Consider the following 18119-nt stretch of genomic DNA (forward strand, 5'->3'; position numbering starts at 1 on the left):
ATTTGTTAAGGGATGTACAAATAAGTTTTCACTAAGTCAAGATTTCTTAGGGAAAAAACTGAAACTAGCACCTTTTTTATTAATTCAAGATTGTGAAAAAACATTTGCAAATGCTATCAATTTATAGGTAAAATAATACTAATTGATGAGCTAATTCACAAATAACTCTTAGGCAAAATAAGTTGGAGGCTTTTAAAATGGAAAAAATCAAAATACCGACTGCGACCGCAAAAAGATTACCGCTATATTATCGCTATTTAATTATTTTAAATGAAGCAGGTAAGGAAAAAGTTTCGTCGACTGAATTATCAGAAGCTGTTCAAGTAGATAGTGCTTCAATTAGACGTGACTTTTCATATTTTGGTGCTTTGGGTAAGCGTGGCTATGGATATGACGTAAAGAGTCTGCTTACATTTTTTAAAAAAATTCTTAATCAAGATACTCTAACTAATGTTGCCTTAGTCGGTGTTGGTAATTTGGGACATGCGCTTCTTAACTATAATTTTAAGCGGAGTAACAATATCCGTATTTCCTGTGCCTTTGATATTGACCCTAAGATTACTGGTAAAATTTTGAGCGGTGTACCCGTTTACGAGATGAGCGAGTTGAAGAAACAATTAAGTGATCAACAAATTACTATTGCCATTTTGACGGTCCCATCTGATTCTGCCCAAAGAACTGCCGATGATATGGTCGAAGCAGGCATTAAGGGCATCATGAACTTTACCCCTATTCGTTTATCTGCTCCAACCGGTGTAAGGATTCAGAATGTAGACTTAGCAACTGAATTACAGACATTGATTTACTTCCTTGACTCAGATAAGGGTAAGGATAACCAGTAATAAGCCCAATAATATCAACGTTTTAAGTGAATTAGCACTTTGGTAAAAAAAGTGCTAATTTTTTCTTGCTTTTTTTAGGAAAAGGGGTTATTATCATATTTGTAAGTTAGCACTTGGGTAATAGGAGTGCTAACCGATAAATAATTAAAAATGAAAATAAACAATAGGAGGGACAAACGTGTTACAACCAATTGGTGATCGCGTGATCGTAAAAGTTAAAGAAGAAGAAGAAAAAACTGTAGGCGGAATCGTCCTTGCTTCAAATGCAAAAGAAAAGCCAACAGAAGGTGAAGTTGTTGCAGTTGGTGAAGGCAGTTATGCTGACAACGGCGACAAGATTCCAATGTCTGTCAATAAGGGCGACGTTGTTCTTTACGACAAGTATTCTGGCACTAACGTTGAATACGAAGGCGAAAAATTTTTAGTCCTTCATGAAAAAGATATTTTAGCAATTGTTAAGTAATCTAAGGAGCGGATATTATGGCAAAAGACATTAAATTTTCAGAAAAAGCAAGACGTTCCCTATTAAAGGGTGTTGATAAATTAGCTGATACTGTTAAAGCAACTATCGGTCCTAAGGGTAGAAATGTTGTTTTGGAACAATCATACGGTAACCCAGAGATTACTAACGATGGTGTAACAATTGCTAAGTCAATTGAATTAAAAGATCACTACGAAAACATGGGTGCTAAGTTAGTAGCTGAAGCAGCACAAAAGACTAACGATATTGCCGGTGATGGTACTACTACTGCAGTTGTTTTAACTCAGGCAATTATCCGTGAAGGAATGAAGAACGTTACTGCTGGTGCTAACCCTGTAGGTGTTCGTCGTGGTATTGAAAAAGCAACTAACGCAGTTGTTGATGAATTACACAAGATTAGCCACACAGTTTCTTCGAAAGATCAAATCGCTCAAGTTGCTTCAGTTTCTTCAGCTTCAAAAGAAGTTGGTGATTTAATTGCTGACGCAATGGAAAAAGTTGGTAATGACGGTGTTATTACCATTGAAGATTCACGTGGTATCGAAACTGAATTATCTGTTGTTGAAGGTATGCAATTTGACCGTGGTTACTTATCACAATATATGGTAACTGACAACGACAAGATGGAAGCTGACTTAGACAATCCTTACGTTTTGATTACTGACAAGAAGATTTCTAACATTCAAGATATCCTACCTTTGTTGCAAGAAATCGTTCAACAAGGTAAATCATTATTGATTATTGCTGATGACGTTTCTGGTGAAGCTCTTCCAACTTTAGTATTGAACAAGATTCGTGGTACTTTCAATGTTGTAGCCGTTAAGGCTCCTGGTTTTGGTGACCGTCGTAAGGAACAATTACAAGATATTGCTGCTCTTACTGGTGGTACAGTAATTACCGAAGACCTTGGTCTTGAATTAAAAGACACTACAATTGCTCAATTAGGTCAAGCACGTCGTATCACTGTAACTAAGGACTCAACTACTATTGTTGATGGTGCTGGTTCAGAAGATGCTATCAAAGAACGTGAAGATTCAATCAGAAAGCAAATTGCTGATACTACTTCAGACTTTGATAAGAAGAAGTTACAAGAACGTCTTGCTAAGTTAACTGGTGGTGTAGCTGTTATTCATGTTGGTGCTGCAACTGAAACTGAATTGAAAGAACGTAGATACCGCATTGAAGACGCATTGAACTCAACTCGTGCTGCTGTTGACGAAGGCTACGTAGCAGGTGGTGGTACTGCTTTAGTTGATGTTGAAGATGCCGTTAAGGACCTTAAGGGTGATAACGCGGATGAACAAACAGGTATCAACATTGTTTTACGTGCTTTAAGTGCTCCAGTTCGCCAAATTGCTGAAAACGCTGGTGAAGACGGTTCAGTTATCTTGAACAAACTTGAAAGTCAAGATCTTGAAGTTGGTTACAACGCTGCTACTGACAAGTGGGAAAACATGGTTGAATCTGGTATTATCGACCCAACTAAGGTTACTCGTACTGCATTACAAAACGCTGCCTCAATTGCTGCTTTATTATTAACTACTGAAGCAGTTGTTGCAGAAATCCCAGAAGACAAACCTGCAGTTGATCCTAATGCTGCTGGTGCCGGTGCTCCTGGTATGATGTAATCATTATTTTACTGATTCAAAAGAGTCGTTCATTTGAACGACTCTTTTTTATTGCTAAGTTTTAGCTTTTCCACTTGAATTTCTCAAAATTAGTTTATGAGAAATTTGACAAAAAATGATAATAATATTAATATATTTGCTTGTATTATATTTTTCCACAAGAAAGGAAAGCTGATGGAGTACTTATGCTTACTTGGCGTTCTGGTAATCGTTGTAGGTTTTGCCCTAGGACTAGATACAGTCGCAGTTGTTGTGATTTCTGCTTTGGTAACAGCCTTAGTATCAGGAATTGATTTTGTTTCGTTTTTACGAATTTTAGGAAAGGGATTTATTGATAACCGAATGGTTTCAATCTTTTTCTTAACTTTGCCAACTATCGGAATAATTGAGAGACACGGTCTCAAAAAGGCAGCAGTCAACTTAATTAATAAGATTAAGAACTTAACACCAGGTAGAATTTTTGATATCTATACTGCGGTTCGTGAAATTGCCGCACTTTTTGGTATTTCTCTTCAAGGACAAGTTCAATTCATTGTTCCTCTAATTAACCCAATGGCACAAGCGGCTGGAAAGGTAAATGGTGAATTGACTGAATTAGAAGTTGACCAAATTAAAGGTCGTGCCGCTGCAAGTGAGAACTTTGGCAATTTTTATGCCCAGAACCTATTTATCGGTTCTTCAAGCGTATTGCTAATTGCCAGTACGATGAAATCACTGGGTCATCCAGTTGAAACAAATTCTATTGTTATAAACACTTTGCCAATTGCGATAATTTGTTATCTTCTATGCTTAGGTTATAACCACATCTTTGATCAAAAACTAAAGAAAGCAAAGGTAAAATAAATGAAAGCGATAATTGATAATTTCTTGTTGGCTTTTTACATTATTATTGGATTATTCTTTTTGGCTGCAGCAATTGAATCATGGCGTGACCAAACAAATCCAGCTCGTTGGGGCACAGGTTTATTCTGGTTAATTTTCGCCGCACTGTTTTCTCTAGGACAATGGTTACCTAGTGAAGTCAGTGGTGGTTTGCTACTTGTGATTGCTCTGCTTTCACTATTTAAGCAAGTGCGTGTAGGTCATATTAAGGAATTAAGTGAAAAAGTTGCTTCCGAAACGATTAGGCGAATTGGCAACTTGATTTTTTTACCAAGTATTTTGCTAGCAGTTATTGCTTTAGTAATTGCACAATTTACTAAACTTGGCGGTCAAGTTGGTATTGGAATTGCAGCAGTTATTTCTTTAATTGTTGCAATGATTCTAACTAAATCAAATATTAAAGTGGCTTACGAAGATACTCAACGAATGGTGCGTTCGGTTGGATCTGCAGGAGTTCTGCCACAATTATTAGCAACATTGGGAGTTGTTTTCACTGCTTCTGGTGTTGGTCAAGCAACTTCAAAAGCAATTTCCGGACTATTTCCGGTTGGTAACCGTCTATTAGGTGTTATTCTATACTGTGTAGCAATGGCATTGTTTACTGCAATTATGGGTAATGCCTTTGCAGCTTTTGCCGTAATTACAGCTGGGATCGGTATTCCGTTCGTGATTGCACAAGGTGGTTCTCCTGTTGTTGTGGCTGCTTTAGGTATGACTGCAGGGTATTGTGGAACTTTACTAACACCAATGGCAGCAAACTTTAACACTTTGCCGGTTGCATTAATGGAAATGAAAGATCCACTAGGTGTAATCAAACAGCAATATCCAATTGCATTAATTATGTTGCTTGTTCACATTATCTTGATGTATTTCTTAGCTTTTTAGTAGTTAGAAAAGAGAATGAAAATGAAAATTTTAGTAACAGGTTTTGATCCATTTGGTGATGACAAAATAAATCCTGCAATTGAAGCCGTTAAACGGTTAGACGATGAAATTGTTGGTGCACAAATTATTAAGGTTGAAATACCAACAGTTTTTGGTGATTGTGCCGATGTTGTGCATGATGCGATTGAACAACATCAACCGGATTATGTTTTAAACATTGGTCAAGCTGGTGGTCGTTATGCGCTAACTCCAGAACGCGTTGCGATTAACTTTGATGATGGCCGAATCGCTGATAACAAGGGTTATCAACCGATTGCGACACCAATTCATGAAGATGGCCAGAATGCGTACTTTACTCAATTGCCTGTTAAGGCGATGGTCAAAGCAATCCGTGAAGTTGGAATTCCAGCATTGGTTTCAACAACAGCGGGTACTTTTGTCTGCAATCACATTATGTACCAAGTTCAGTATATGATTGACAAGGAATTTCATGACCTTAAAGCTGGTTTCATGCATATTCCATTTTTACCTGAACAAGTCGTTGCAAGACCTGATACACCAAGCCTAAGTTTGGCTGATGATGTGAGGGGCATTACTGCGGCAATCACTGCTATCGTTGAAATGGACGGCAAAAAAGACCTTCAAAGCATTGAAGGTCACATTGCTTAAAATCTATTACTAAGTTAGTAAACTGGTTTACACAATCAAATATTTGTAAAAAAAGAGATCGTTTGTTGCGGTCTTTTTTTCTTTTGACAGATAGTTTAGCGTATAATGATAACAGTAACGCAAAAGAAGAAGAGGAACAAATGGCTAAAGCAAATTTAACTCCGATGATGGAGCAATATCACGAAATTAAAAAGCAATATCCCGATGCTTTCCTTTTTTATCGCGTCGGGGATTTTTATGAATTATTTGAAGACGATGCCGTCAAGGGTGCTCAGATACTTGAATTAACTTTAACGAATCGATCAAATAAATCAGAGAACCCAGTTCCGATGGCGGGTGTTCCTCATGTTGCTGTTGATTCCTACGTGGATACTTTGGTAGAAAAAGGATATAAAGTAGCGCTATGTGAGCAGCTTGAAGATCCCAAAGAAGCTAAAGGAATGGTCAAACGAGGTATTATTCAACTAGTTACACCAGGAACTTTAATGAACGACAAGCCAAGTGAGGCTAAGGAGTCCAACTATTTAACTTCCGTTGTTACTACTAAAAACAGCTTCGGTTTGGCCTATAGTGACTTGTCGACAGGTGAAATTTATACTACACATTTAAAAACTTTTGCGGCCGTTTCAAATGAACTACTATCATTGCGAACTAGAGAAGTTGTTTATAATGGACACTTAAGCGACCGCGACAGTGAATTTTTGCATAAAGCTAATATTACAGTTTCAGAGTCGGCTGAATTAACTGGTAATCACGCTGAAGTTTCATATGTCCAACAGAATTTAACTAATGAGGCTGAAAAAGAAGCAGTTAAGCAATTAGTTGGTTACTTGTTGCAAACACAGCGTCGCAGCTTAGCACACTTACAAATTGCTCAAAGTTATGAAGTTAGTCAATATTTGCAAATGACACATACTGTTCGTGACAATTTGGAATTGACTGCTTCAGCTAAAACGGGCAAAAAAATGGGTTCACTCTTTTGGGTGCTCGATAAAACTCATACGGCAATGGGAGGCCGTCTTTTAAAGCAGTGGCTTGCACGCCCACTTTTATCTGTTAATGAGCTGACTGATAGACAGGAAATGGTCCAAGCTCTTCTTGATGGTTATTTCACGCGCGAAAATGTTATTGATTCGCTAAAAGGCGTTTATGACTTGGAAAGATTAATTGGACGAATTGCCTTTGGCAACGTTAATGCCCGTGAAATTCTGCAATTAGCACACTCACTTCAAGCAGTTCCAGACATTTTGACCTCTTTGGCAAATTCTGATAACCCCGTGTTACAGAACTTTGCGCAAAAGATTGATCCACTAAAAGGAGTTGCCGAGTTAATTAGTTCAACCATTGTCGAACAACCGCCAATTTTGACTACAGAGGGTGGCTTGATTCGTGAAGGCGTTGACAGTCAGCTAGACCGTTATCGAGATGCGATGAATAATGGTAAAAAATGGCTAACTGAGATGGAACAGACCGAGCGTCAGAAAACTGGAATTGATAATCTGAAAGTTGGCTATAATAAGGTCTTTGGCTATTATATTCAAGTCACCAATTCAAATAAGAGCAAGGTGCCATTAGATCGTTATACACGCAAGCAGACCTTAACTAATGCTGAAAGATATATTACACCAGAACTAAAAGAACACGAAAATTTGATTTTGGAAGCTCAAACCAAGTCGACAGAACTTGAATATCAATTATTCGTTAAATTACGTGAAGAAGTTAAAAAAGATATTTCTGCTTTACAAAAATTGGGTGCACAGGTGGCGGAGCTTGACGTTTTTTGTTCATTTGCGCAAGTGGCGGAAGAAAATAATTATTGTCGCCCAAGTTTCCATACAGATAATCAGGATGTGAAAGTTGTTCTTGGCCGTCATCCTGTTGTTGAAAAGGTCATGAAATCGGGAAGTTATATTCCAAATGACATCAAATTGGCAAATGACACCGATATTTATCTTATTACTGGACCAAATATGTCTGGTAAGAGTACGTACATGAGACAAATGGCTTTAATTGCAGTTATGGCTCAGGTCGGTTCATTTGTTCCAGCAGATAGCGCAGATTTACCGATTTTTGACCAAATTTTTACAAGAATTGGTGCAGCAGACGACCTGATTTCGGGTCAAAGTACTTTTATGGTTGAGATGACCGAAGCAAATGAAGCTTTGCAAAACGCAACTAAAAGAAGTTTGGTTTTATTTGATGAAATTGGGCGTGGGACTGCGACGTATGACGGTATGGCCTTAGCAGGAGCAATTGTGCAGTACTTACATGATGAAGTCGGTGCCAAGGTTTTATTTGCAACGCACTTCCATGAATTAACTGCACTTGAACAGACCTTGCCTCGTTTGAAGAATATTCACGTTGGCGCAACTGAAGAAAATGGTAAGTTAATCTTTTTACATAAGATTTTGCCAGGTCCAGCAGATCAAAGTTATGGTATTCACGTTGCTCAATTAGCAGGATTGCCACGAAAAGTTCTTCGTCAAGCAACAAAATTGCTCAATCGCTTAGAAGCACAAGGTAATGATCTGGGGCCATCTTCGGCTCAACTTGACTTGTTCTCAAGTGCTACTAGTGATGAAGGCGAAAATCCAGTTGAGACCGCTGATTCTGAAAGCAAGTTAACAGATAAAGAAAAAGACGTTTTAGACGAAATTTCGAATCTCTATTTAGCTGACCAAACACCGCTTCAAATAATGCAGCTAGTTGAAAACTGGCAAGAAGACTTAAAGGATGAGGACTAATCATGGGTCAAATTCACGAATTATCAGTCAATTTATCCAACCAGATAGCCGCTGGAGAAGTGATTGAACGACCAGCAAGTGTAGTTAAAGAATTAGTTGAAAATGCGATTGATGCAGGCAGTTCTCGCATTCGAATTGACTTTGTTGATGCTGGCTTGAAGCAAATTGTTGTTCAAGACAATGGCTCAGGTATTCCAAGTGATCAGATTGACCTTGCCTTTACCAGACATGCGACTAGTAAAATTAACAATGAGCACGACTTATTTAACGTGGCAACGCTTGGATTTCGGGGAGAAGCATTGGCCTCAATTGCCGCTGTCAGTCATGTGGAAATTTTAACTAATTCGACGGGGACCATTGGAACTAAAGCGGAATTTTCTGCTGGCGTAAAGAAAAGTCAAGAAGATGCTGCGGCTACTAAGGGGACCCAAATAACCGTTAAAGATTTATTTTTTAACACACCTGCTAGATTAAAATACCTTCGTAGTCCGCGAACAGAAATTATGAAAATCGTTGATATTGTTAATCGAATTGCTCTTGGCTATCCAGAGATTTCGATTACTTTGATGAATGAAGGACGTTTATTGCTCAGAACAGCTGGCAATGATAACTTGAAGCAAACTGTTTCAAGTGTTTATGGCCGTTCAATTGCTGAAAAAATGATGCCATTTCAGAGCACTGATAACGATTTTGAGATTGAAGGACTAATTTCTAAACCAGGTCTGACTAGATCAACACGCAATTTTATTTCAATCCTGCTTAACGGTCGCTATATTAGTAATTTTCAATTGGCTACAGCAGTTATGGATGGCTATGGAACAAATTTGAGCGCCAAGCACTATCCAATAGCGGTGGTTAAAATAAAAGTTGATCCGTTACTTGTTGATGTTAATGTGCACCCGACGAAACGTGAGGTTCGGCTTTCAAAGGAAACTGAACTAAGTCGCTTAATTACCAATGCAATCAGCAGTACTTTATTGGCTGACGATGTTCAGGCTGATGCGATTGAAAATTTAAATTCTTCGACTGAAGAAACCAGAATTGATCAGTTAAAGTTTAATCTTAATAAGAACGTCGTTGAAACTAAAAGACCTGAAATAACGAGTGACGAAGTTCATGAAGCTCCTGCTACTGAAATTCACCAGGAGCACAATCAGCAATATGTTGATTTGAATGAACCGCGTGAAGATGATCGCTACATTATTACAAAAACTTGGAAGGAAAATGTTGCAAAGCAAGTACAACTTAGACCCTTTTCCAAATCAAAGCTGACTGAAGAAGTGATTTCAGCTGGCGATGAGGTTTTAGCAAATAGCCTGCCAGAACTAAAATTGGTTGGACAAACTAGTGTATACTTAATTGCTACTAGTGGGGATGACTTATATTTGGTTGATCAAGTTGCAGCTAGACGATTGATTTCTTTTGAAAAAATTAGGGCAGAAATGTCCGCACAACAAATCAATCAACAAGGATTATTGACACCACAGATTTTAGAGTTTGGTAGTCTAGACTTTATTCAAATAAAAGATAAATTACCGGAAATCGAAAAAATCGGCATTTTTCTGGAAGAATTCGGACAAGATACATTTATTTTAAGGTCGTATCCAACTTGGATTGAAGGTAATCTTGAACAGTCAATTAGATTAATTTTGGATAGTTATTTGAATGTTGACCAAAATAATTATGTAAATTTAGTTAAGAGAATAGCTGCTGATCAAGCTCAAAGAGCAGTTCCTGGACGTAAAAAATTATCCGCTGCTGATTGCAACAACATTTTAACGACCTTGCGCCAGATAAGTGATCCTTATCATGATGCAAAAGGAAACGTTGTAATTGTGCGTTTACGTGAAAATGATTTGCGGAAAATGTTTAAAAAGGGTGAATAGTTAATGTATGAATATCTTTCTGGTGTAATCACTGTGGTGAAACCAGACTACATTGTAATTGACGTTGGTGGCGTGGGCTATAAAGTTTTTAGTCCCACTCCATTTGCGTATCAAGAGGGGCAGAAAGCGAGAGTTTTTATTGAACAAATCGTTCGGGACACTGGAATAACGCTTTTTGGCTTTCAAACTGAAGATGATAAGGGACTATTTTTGAAGCTACTCAGTGTAAGTGGGATAGGACCAAAGTCGGCCTTGGCAATAATGGCCGCTGAAGATAGTAACTCACTTGCTGAAGCAATTGAACAGGGAGAAGTGAAATATCTTACTCGGTTCCCTGGTGTTGGCAAAAAGACTGCTTCGCAAATTGTCCTCGATTTAAAAGGAAAACTTGGCGATTATGTTCAGAAAATTGACAAATTTGCTGATCAAGAAGTTTCTCCTGAATTAAATGATGCACTCCTAGCATTGTTAGCACTTGGTTACACTAAGAAAGAAGTTGACCGAATCACGCCTACTTTGGCAGCTGAAAAGGAAACATCGGCTGATCAATATATTAAAAAAGGACTCGCTTTATTGTTAAAGAAGTAGTTTCTGTGATAAGTTAAACAAAAAAGGAAGTGAAAATGGTAATGAATGAAGATGATTCAATTGTTTCAAGAGAAGTTCAAGGAAAAAATGAAGAGCAGACAGAGTTTTCATTGCGCCCGCAAAACCTTAAAGAATATTTAGGCCAAACAAGGGTTAAGAAGGAAATGTCTGTTTACATTGAAGCAGCAAAAAAGAGGGACGAGGCACTGGATCACGTTTTGCTATACGGTCCCCCCGGCCTTGGTAAAACTACTTTAGCTTTTGTCATAGCAAATGAACTTGGCGTAAATTTAAAAAGTACCAGTGGTCCTGCAATTGAAAAGGCGGGTGATTTAGTTGCACTATTAACTGATCTTGATCCAGGAGATATTCTATTTATTGATGAAATTCATCGCTTGCCCAAGCCAATTGAGGAAGTACTTTATTCTGCCATGGAAGACTTTTATGTCGACATTGTAATTGGAGAAGGGCAAACAACTCACGCTGTTCATGTGCCATTGCCACCTTTTACTTTAGTAGGTGCAACAACTCTGGCTGGACAGTTATCTGCCCCTTTGCGAGATCGTTTTGGAATTGTTGAACATTTACAATATTATGATGTTGATGAACTTCAGAAAATTATTCAACGTTCAAGTGAAGTTTTTAATATTAAAATAGGAGATCAAGCTGCTCATGAGCTTGCTAGAAGATCACGTGGCACGCCTCGAGTAGCCAACCGTTTATTAAGACGTGTTCGTGATTTTGCGCAAGTAAAGGGTGAAAAAGTTATATCCTATGAGACGACTAGAGACTCACTTAAACAACTACAAGTTGATGATGAAGGACTTGACCAGACCGACCGCAAGATTTTGCGAGTGATAATAGAGAGTTACCATGGTGGACCAGTTGGTGTTCGAACAATTGCCGCAAATACTGGTGAAGATGTTGAAACAATTGAGTCTTTATATGAGCCATATTTATTACAACACGGTTTTTTATTGATGACACCGCGCGGGCGCATGGTAACTGAAAAAGCATATTTGCAGCTTGGATTGCCAGTTCCGAACGAATAGTGCAAATGTTGCTTATGTTTTGTATAATATATTTTTAGATAATTAGAAATTTTAATTTGAGGAGTGTAAACGTGAATACTTTATTTTTAGCTAATGCTAATAACGGCATGAGTAGCATGTGGACAATTGTTATCTTTATTGTTTTGATAGCCTTAATGTACTTTACAATGATTAAGCCACAGAAGAAGCAACAACAAAAGAAAATGGAAATGATGAATGAACTTAAAAAGGGCGACAACGTTATCATGATTGATGGCTTGCACGGTAGAGTTGATTCTGTTGATACTAAAGATAAAACTGTTGTGATTGATGCAGATGGTATTTATTTAACTTTCAGTCGCATGGCTGTTCAACAAATTTTGCCAGATAAAACTGCATCTGCTGAAGCTCCAGCAACTGAAGAAAAAGCTGAAAAGCCAGATTCTGAAAAACAAGTTGAAGAACCAGCATCTAAGCCAGAAGAAGACAAGCCTTCTAAGTCAAATGAAGAATCTTCACCTAAAGAATAGATATAATAAAAAGTGCCCAGTAAGGCACTTTTTTTATTTATGATTATCAAAAGCTGTGTTTAACTGAAAAGTAATATAAAATAAAAGTAAAGATCAATAATACTTTGAAAGGACCTTCTCATGAAAAATATTCCTGTTGTAATGATTATTTTTGGTGGTAGTGGCGACTTAGCCCACCGAAAGCTCTACCCCGCTTTGTTCAATTTATATGAGCAAGGCTTAATTCACGATAACTTTGCTGTAATTGGTACCGCTCGTCGGCCATGGTCTCATGAATATTTGCGTGAACAAGTTAGTGATGCTGTTCATGAAACCCATAGTGAAGTAAACGAAAATGATCTAGCCACTTTTGCAAGTCATTTTTACTATCAATCACATGATGTTACAAACGTTGAGCATTATGAAACTTTGAAAAATCTAGCTCAAGAACTTGATGATCGCTATAGTGCACAAGGAAATCGTATTTTTTATATGGCAATGGCACCACGCTTTTTTGGTCAAATTGCTCAACATATCAATGATCAACATTTGACCAGTACAGGTTTTAATCGAATTGTGGTTGAAAAACCTTTTGGACGCGACTTGACTAGTGCAGAGGAATTAAATAAGCAAATCACCGCTTCATTTGATGAAGACGATATTTTCCGCATTGATCATTACCTTGGTAAGGAAATGATTCAGAACATCTTGCCACTAAGATTAACCAATCCTTTGATTAAAAATGTTTGGAACAATTCTACAATCAAAAATATTCAAGTAACATTGGCAGAACATTTAGGTGTCGAAGCGCGCGGCGGCTACTATGAAACCTCTGGTGCATTGCGTGATATGGTACAAAATCATATTTTTCAAATTATTACTCTCCTAGCAATGCCAGAGCCAAAAGATTTATCCTCAAAAAGCATCCATGCAGCTAAACAGGAATTGCTAGATAGTTTAATTATTCCTAATGAAGCAGAAATTGCTAAACACTTTGTACGAGGACAATATTTAGGAAGTGATGTGACTTTTGGTTATCGCCAAGAACCTAATGTTGCTGAAGACTCAAACACGGAAACTTTTGTCGCAGGTGAAGTAAAGTTTGGTAAAGGTCCGTTAGCAGGAATGCCAATTTACTTCAGAACTGGTAAAGAGATGCGCGAGAAAAAGAATCGTATTGATATCGTGCTGAAGCACATGTCTAACCAATACGGTCAGGCGCACTCAAATAATATAACGATTATCATTGATCCTGACATGCAAATTTATATTACGATTAACGGTAAGAAAATCAATACACCTGGGATTAGACGTGAAAATTTGGCTTATCAATTTACCAAAGAAGAGCAAGACAAGGTGCCAGATGGTTATGAACGTTTGCTCCATGATGTTTTTGTTAATGATTCAACCAATTTCACGCATTGGAGTGAATTGAAAAATTACTGGAAATTCATTGATGTAATTGAAGAAGCTTGGCAAAAAGATAACGAAAATGGTCAAGAGCCAGAACAATACTTGCCTTATCGAATGGGACCAAAAGCTGCAAACGATATCTTTGATTCGCCAACTGAACGCTGGATTTATGACTGATTATAGCGATGGCCTGCTGCCTAAAAACGATACTTCTCGTAAAATTATTCATATTGACATGGACGCTTTTTATGCATCAGTGGAGATGCGCGATAAGCCTGAATTGAAAAATAAAGCTGTCGTAATCGGGCATGATCCACGTAAGAGTAATGGTCATGGTGTCGTTTCAACTGCTAATTATGTTGCAAGAAGTTATGGCGTTCATTCTGCTATGCCTTCGATTAAGGCTTTTCGCCTAGTTCCGGCCGAAAAATTGGTTTTTTTGGAACCGGATTATAAAAAATATTATTCTGTTTCTGCTGAAGTTCATAAAATGATGCACGAAATGACCGACCGTGTTCAGTCAATTGCTTTAGATGAAGCGTATTTAGATGTAACTCAAAATAAATTAGGCATCAAATCAGCTGTACAACTCGCCATTGATTTACAGACTCGTGTACGCAGAGAATTAAAATTAAATTGTTCTTTTGGAGTTTCCTACAATCGTTTTCTAGCTAAAATGGGCTCAGAATATTCAAAGCCATTTGGACGAACAGTAATTTTGCCCAGTGAAGCAAAAGAATTTTTAGCTGCACAAAAAATTGGACATTTTCATGGTATTGGACCAAAAACAGAGGAAAAATTAGCTGAAATGGATATAACCACGGGTAAAGGTTTGCAGCAGACGCATGTTCGAGATTTGATTAAAGAATTTAATCGAATGGGTTATTTGATGGCAGAACATGCAAATGGAATTGATTTATCGCGAGTTATCCCAGACGATGAATACAATCGCAAGTCAATTGGAATTGAGCGTAGTTATGAACCATGCGTTTACGATAAGCAAGTAGCCCTGACTAATCTCAGAAATTACGCTAGTGAGTTGGCAGAAAAACTTAGCTATGGAAATTTTTTTGCTAGGACAGTTGTTTTAAAAATTCGTAATACTGAATTTGAAACAATTACTAGAAGAAGCAAATTAGAACATGCCACCAATCAGACAATTGAATTTTACGAAGCAGCCAAAGAACTTTTTGAACCACTTGCAGACAGTTTCTTAAGCGATGGAATACGACTATTAGGCATTACGGCGACTGATTTTACTGAAGCAGAATTTGAAAACGTTGACTTGAATTTATTTTCAAGTTAGGGTGTTATTTCTGTTAAACTAGTTAAAGTACTTAAGAGATCAAGAAGGAGAAGAAATGAACACTTTCCCAAAAATATATGAAAAAATCGAACAATATTCGACAATTATTTTGCACCGTCACACTAGCCCAGACCCTGACGCTCTAGGTTCTCAGGCAGGACTTGCACGGTCATTAAGACTTAAATTCCCAGACAAAAGAATTTTATGTGCAGGTGAAAATGATGAAGGTGATTTGGCCTGGATTAACACCATGGACGAAGTTACTGAGGCAGATTACAAAGGTGCATTAGTTATTACAACTGATACAGGTAATACTGCGAGAATATCTAATAAGCTGTACAGTAAGGGTGACTTTTTAATTAAAATCGATCATCACCCAGATGTTGAACCATATGCGGATTTGAGCTTTGTTGATGACGAAGCTCCAGCTGCTTCCCAAATTGTTGCGGACTTTTTATTTGAAGAAAATCTGCCTGTCACTGCAGAAGTTGCATACCCACTTTATGCAGGTATTGTTGGTGATACTGGTCGCTTTATGTATCCAGAAACATCAGAACATACCTTCAATGTTGTTGCAAAATTGACAGCAACAGGCATTAACATTAACCAAATTGCTCGTAATATTAGTGATGTAACTTTTGCGCAGGCCAAATTACAAGCAGAAGTGCTTGAATATATGAAGGTTGATCCTAGTGGCGCGGCATATGCGATTTTGACAAGGGATGCACTAGAAAAACTAGGAGTAGATTCTGATCAAGCATCATGTACTGTATCAACTCCTGGAAGAATTAAAGACATTATTGCTTGGAATGTTTTTGTTGAAAAACCAAATGGAACTTTTAGAGTGCATTATCGTTCAAAAGGTCCAATTATTAACGAACTTGCTGCCCAACATGATGGTGGCGGACACGCCTTAGCCAGTGGAGCTAATGCTAAAGACATGGACGAAGTTAAGCAAATTTTTGCTGAACTAGTTCAGGTGACTAAGGAATATTGCGAAAAAAATGAATAATATTTTTACTAATGAAAAAATCAGGCCAGAATTACGTGCTGGTTTAAAGAAAATACACTTTAGTCAGCCAACTAAAGTACAGGAAGAAGTTATTCCTGTTTTACTGGAGCGCAAAAATGTCGTTGTTCAAGCCGTAACTGGCTCAGGAAAAACGCATGCTTTTTTGGTGCCACTTTTAAATGAAATTGATGAAAAACTTGAATATCCGCAGGCAATTTTGACTGCTCCTAGTCGAGAGTTATCTGAACAGCTTTATCAGGTAGCCCGTCAATTGAGGGATGCTGCTGGTCTGAATATTTCCATTGCTCACTTTGCTGGTGGTAGTGACCGTGAGCGGCAAATGAAAAAAATCAATAATCGCAATCCGCAAGTTATAATTGCCACACCAGGTCGATTACATGACTTTGTCGAGAAGAAAATTTTATTTTTAGATCACGTGCAAAATTTTGTCATTGATGAAGCAGACATGACTTTGGATATGGGTTTTTTAGCTGATATTGATTTTATTGCTCAAAGGTTACCTAAGACAGTGACTTTTGCAGCTTTTTCAGCAACCATTCCAGTGAAATTATCTAACTTTTTGCGGAAGTATATGTCACAACCTGAGCAAATTGTTATCGATAATCCTGCTGTAATTTCACCCACAATCAAAAATGATTTGATTGATATTGGTGGAAAAAATCGCAAGCGCATACTGTACCAATTATTAACCATGGGACAGCCTTATTTAGCATTAGTTTTTGCAAATACCAAGCAAACTGTAGATGAATTGACTAATTTTTTGCAGGAGCAGGGTTTACGTGTCGCTAAAATTCACGGCGGTATTACTGAACGTGAGCGGAAAAGAACTGTTCGCGAAATAAATGACGGTCAATACCAATACGTTGTTGCGACAGATTTAGCAGCACGTGGATTGGATATAGATGGCGTAAGTCTTGTGGTTAATTATGAGATACCGCGTGATTTGGAATTTGTGGTCCACCGTGTTGGTCGAACAGGTAGAAATGGACTTTCTGGTCATGCAGTGACTCTTATTCGTGCTGAAGAAATGAACCGAATTGCTGGATTAGAAAAAATGGGGATTCATTTTGATTTCGTTGAAATTAAAAATGATGAACTTGTACCACGTAAGCATTATCACAGTAGAAATGAACGCAGTTCAGACTCATACACAGTTGATAATAAGGTCAATGGCTATGTTAAAAAAGCCAAAAAGAAGCGTAAGCCTGGTTATAAAAAGAAAATTAAGCGTGTGATTCAACAAGATAAAGCGCAAAAAAATAAAATTGAGCAGCGTCATAAGATTCGCAAAGCAAAACAACAGCGCAAGCGAAAACGTGATAATAACTCATAGATTTCAAGCAAAAGCCTTAAAAACGGCTTTTGCTTTTTTCTTTTTCATCAATTAAGCATAAGAAGAATATTATCTAAATAGAGAATAATTATTAACAATTCCTTATAAATGTTTTGTATGATAGCGGTTTAACTGCTATATTTGTTTATTGTATTATAAGAAAAAAGTGTGGTGAAGCAATTAAATAGAACTAAAAATGATAGTTGATTAAAAGATAGTTTGGAGGAAATAAGAATGGCTACAATAAAGTTTGAAGAGGTTTTAAAGGGAGATCTTTCAAAGAGTATTGTCAGAAAATACACCGTAATTGATTTTTGCAAAAAGGCTGGAATTGAACGAGGTTCTTTCTATCAGCGCTACGGAAATATTTGTGATTTATTCGCATCTGTAATGGTCTTACAAGTACGAAGAACTCTTCGCGGCTTGGAAAAAGAGTCAATCGAGGCAATGATATTTAGAATGCTTGAAAAGGTTAAAGCTAATAAATATTATTTCTTAAACATAATCCTAATCTCGAAAGACTCACGAGTCTTTTACGATGTTCTGCGAAAAGAAATTGCTCTCGCAATTGAAAATTACATGAGGCCACGAGGAGCTTTTTCGGTTAGGCAGGTAGAGCTAGTTGCAAATGGAATCTATGCAATTACGTACTACTGGATCCTAAATGAATGCAAACATGATATTCGAGACGTTTATCAATGTATAGGTCTCTTGCTTAAAAATATAAATAAAACCAAAAAAGTGTCTCTAAGTAGCCACCTAAATTAGAATGTTAGAAATAACATTCTTTTTTTATAAAAAAAGACTTGCCAAAAAGAGAAATAGTTGCTAGTATTAATAACTGTCGTCAGGACACAGGGCACAACAGCTCGAGCGATTGAACGACAAA

At 37.5% G+C, this 18119-nt stretch carries 16 protein-coding genes; all 16 read left to right on the forward strand.

Translation table 11 applies throughout. The features are described from left to right. Positions 1-197 precede the first annotated feature (197 nt). The 16 genes from H3R21_RS06950 (at position 198) to H3R21_RS07025 (ending at position 17998) form a co-directional block, all read left to right on the forward strand. Entirely contained in the window at positions 198-842 is a 645-nt protein-coding gene (locus tag H3R21_RS06950; protein WP_074426268.1) for a redox-sensing transcriptional repressor Rex, read from the forward strand. 178 nt (positions 843-1020) lie between these two features. Continuing rightward, positions 1021-1305, forward strand: a complete 285-nt coding sequence (gene groES / locus H3R21_RS06955; protein WP_046307385.1) for a co-chaperone GroES — start codon at positions 1021-1023, stop codon at positions 1303-1305. Positions 1306-1322: 17 nt separating this feature from the next. Next, positions 1323-2951, forward strand: a complete 1629-nt coding sequence (gene groL / locus H3R21_RS06960; protein WP_046307383.1) for a chaperonin GroEL — start codon at positions 1323-1325, stop codon at positions 2949-2951. 174 nt (positions 2952-3125) lie between these two features. Further along, positions 3126-3794, forward strand: a complete 669-nt coding sequence (locus H3R21_RS06965; RefSeq protein ID WP_046307381.1) for a DUF969 domain-containing protein — start codon at positions 3126-3128, stop codon at positions 3792-3794. Further along, positions 3795-4718, forward strand: a complete 924-nt coding sequence (locus H3R21_RS06970; protein ID WP_046307379.1) for a DUF979 domain-containing protein — start codon at positions 3795-3797, stop codon at positions 4716-4718. It begins immediately after the preceding gene. Positions 4719-4739: 21 nt separating this feature from the next. Beyond that, complete coding sequence (gene pcp / locus H3R21_RS06975) at positions 4740-5387, forward strand: pyroglutamyl-peptidase I (RefSeq protein WP_198184025.1); 648 nt, start codon at positions 4740-4742, stop codon at positions 5385-5387. 164 nt (positions 5388-5551) lie between these two features. Further along, complete coding sequence (gene mutS / locus H3R21_RS06980; protein ID WP_198184041.1) at positions 5552-8131, forward strand: DNA mismatch repair protein MutS; 2580 nt, start codon at positions 5552-5554, stop codon at positions 8129-8131. 2 nt (positions 8132-8133) lie between these two features. After that, positions 8134-10017, forward strand: a complete 1884-nt coding sequence (mutL, locus tag H3R21_RS06985; RefSeq protein WP_198184027.1) for a DNA mismatch repair endonuclease MutL — start codon at positions 8134-8136, stop codon at positions 10015-10017. A 3-nt stretch (positions 10018-10020) separates the two neighbouring features. Continuing rightward, complete coding sequence (gene ruvA, locus H3R21_RS06990; protein WP_074426260.1) at positions 10021-10605, forward strand: Holliday junction branch migration protein RuvA; 585 nt, start codon at positions 10021-10023, stop codon at positions 10603-10605. A 35-nt stretch (positions 10606-10640) separates the two neighbouring features. Continuing rightward, entirely contained in the window at positions 10641-11657 is a 1017-nt protein-coding gene (ruvB, locus tag H3R21_RS06995; RefSeq protein WP_046307375.1) for a Holliday junction branch migration DNA helicase RuvB, read from the forward strand. Between the two features lie 71 nt (positions 11658-11728). Further along, the gene (gene yajC, locus H3R21_RS07000; RefSeq protein WP_109715698.1) at positions 11729-12166 is read left to right on the forward strand and encodes a preprotein translocase subunit YajC; all 438 of its coding nucleotides are present in this window, start codon (positions 11729-11731) and stop codon (positions 12164-12166) included. A 120-nt stretch (positions 12167-12286) separates the two neighbouring features. Further along, positions 12287-13735 carry a glucose-6-phosphate dehydrogenase gene (gene zwf / locus H3R21_RS07005; protein WP_198184029.1) on the forward strand — a complete coding sequence of 483 codons (1449 nt, stop codon included), beginning with the start codon at positions 12287-12289 and terminating at the stop codon, positions 13733-13735. Continuing rightward, the gene (gene dinB, locus H3R21_RS07010; protein ID WP_232352359.1) at positions 13728-14864 is read left to right on the forward strand and encodes a DNA polymerase IV; all 1137 of its coding nucleotides are present in this window, start codon (positions 13728-13730) and stop codon (positions 14862-14864) included. The genes zwf and dinB overlap by 8 nt, the downstream gene beginning before the upstream one ends. A 55-nt stretch (positions 14865-14919) precedes the next feature. Next, a complete protein-coding gene (locus tag H3R21_RS07015) occupies positions 14920-15876 on the forward strand; it encodes a bifunctional oligoribonuclease/PAP phosphatase NrnA (protein WP_198184033.1) in 957 nt (318 codons plus the stop codon). Continuing rightward, positions 15869-17230 carry a DEAD/DEAH box helicase gene (locus tag H3R21_RS07020; protein ID WP_198184035.1) on the forward strand — a complete coding sequence of 454 codons (1362 nt, stop codon included), beginning with the start codon at positions 15869-15871 and terminating at the stop codon, positions 17228-17230. Before H3R21_RS07015 ends, H3R21_RS07020 begins: the two co-directional genes overlap by 8 nt. Positions 17231-17464: 234 nt before the next feature. Then, complete coding sequence (locus H3R21_RS07025) at positions 17465-17998, forward strand: TetR/AcrR family transcriptional regulator (protein ID WP_198184037.1); 534 nt, start codon at positions 17465-17467, stop codon at positions 17996-17998. Positions 17999-18119 lie beyond the last annotated feature (121 nt).

The sequence above is a fragment of the Lactobacillus sp. W8172 genome (genome assembly GCF_016102055.1).
Classification (GTDB): domain Bacteria; phylum Bacillota; class Bacilli; order Lactobacillales; family Lactobacillaceae; genus Lactobacillus; species Lactobacillus apis_A.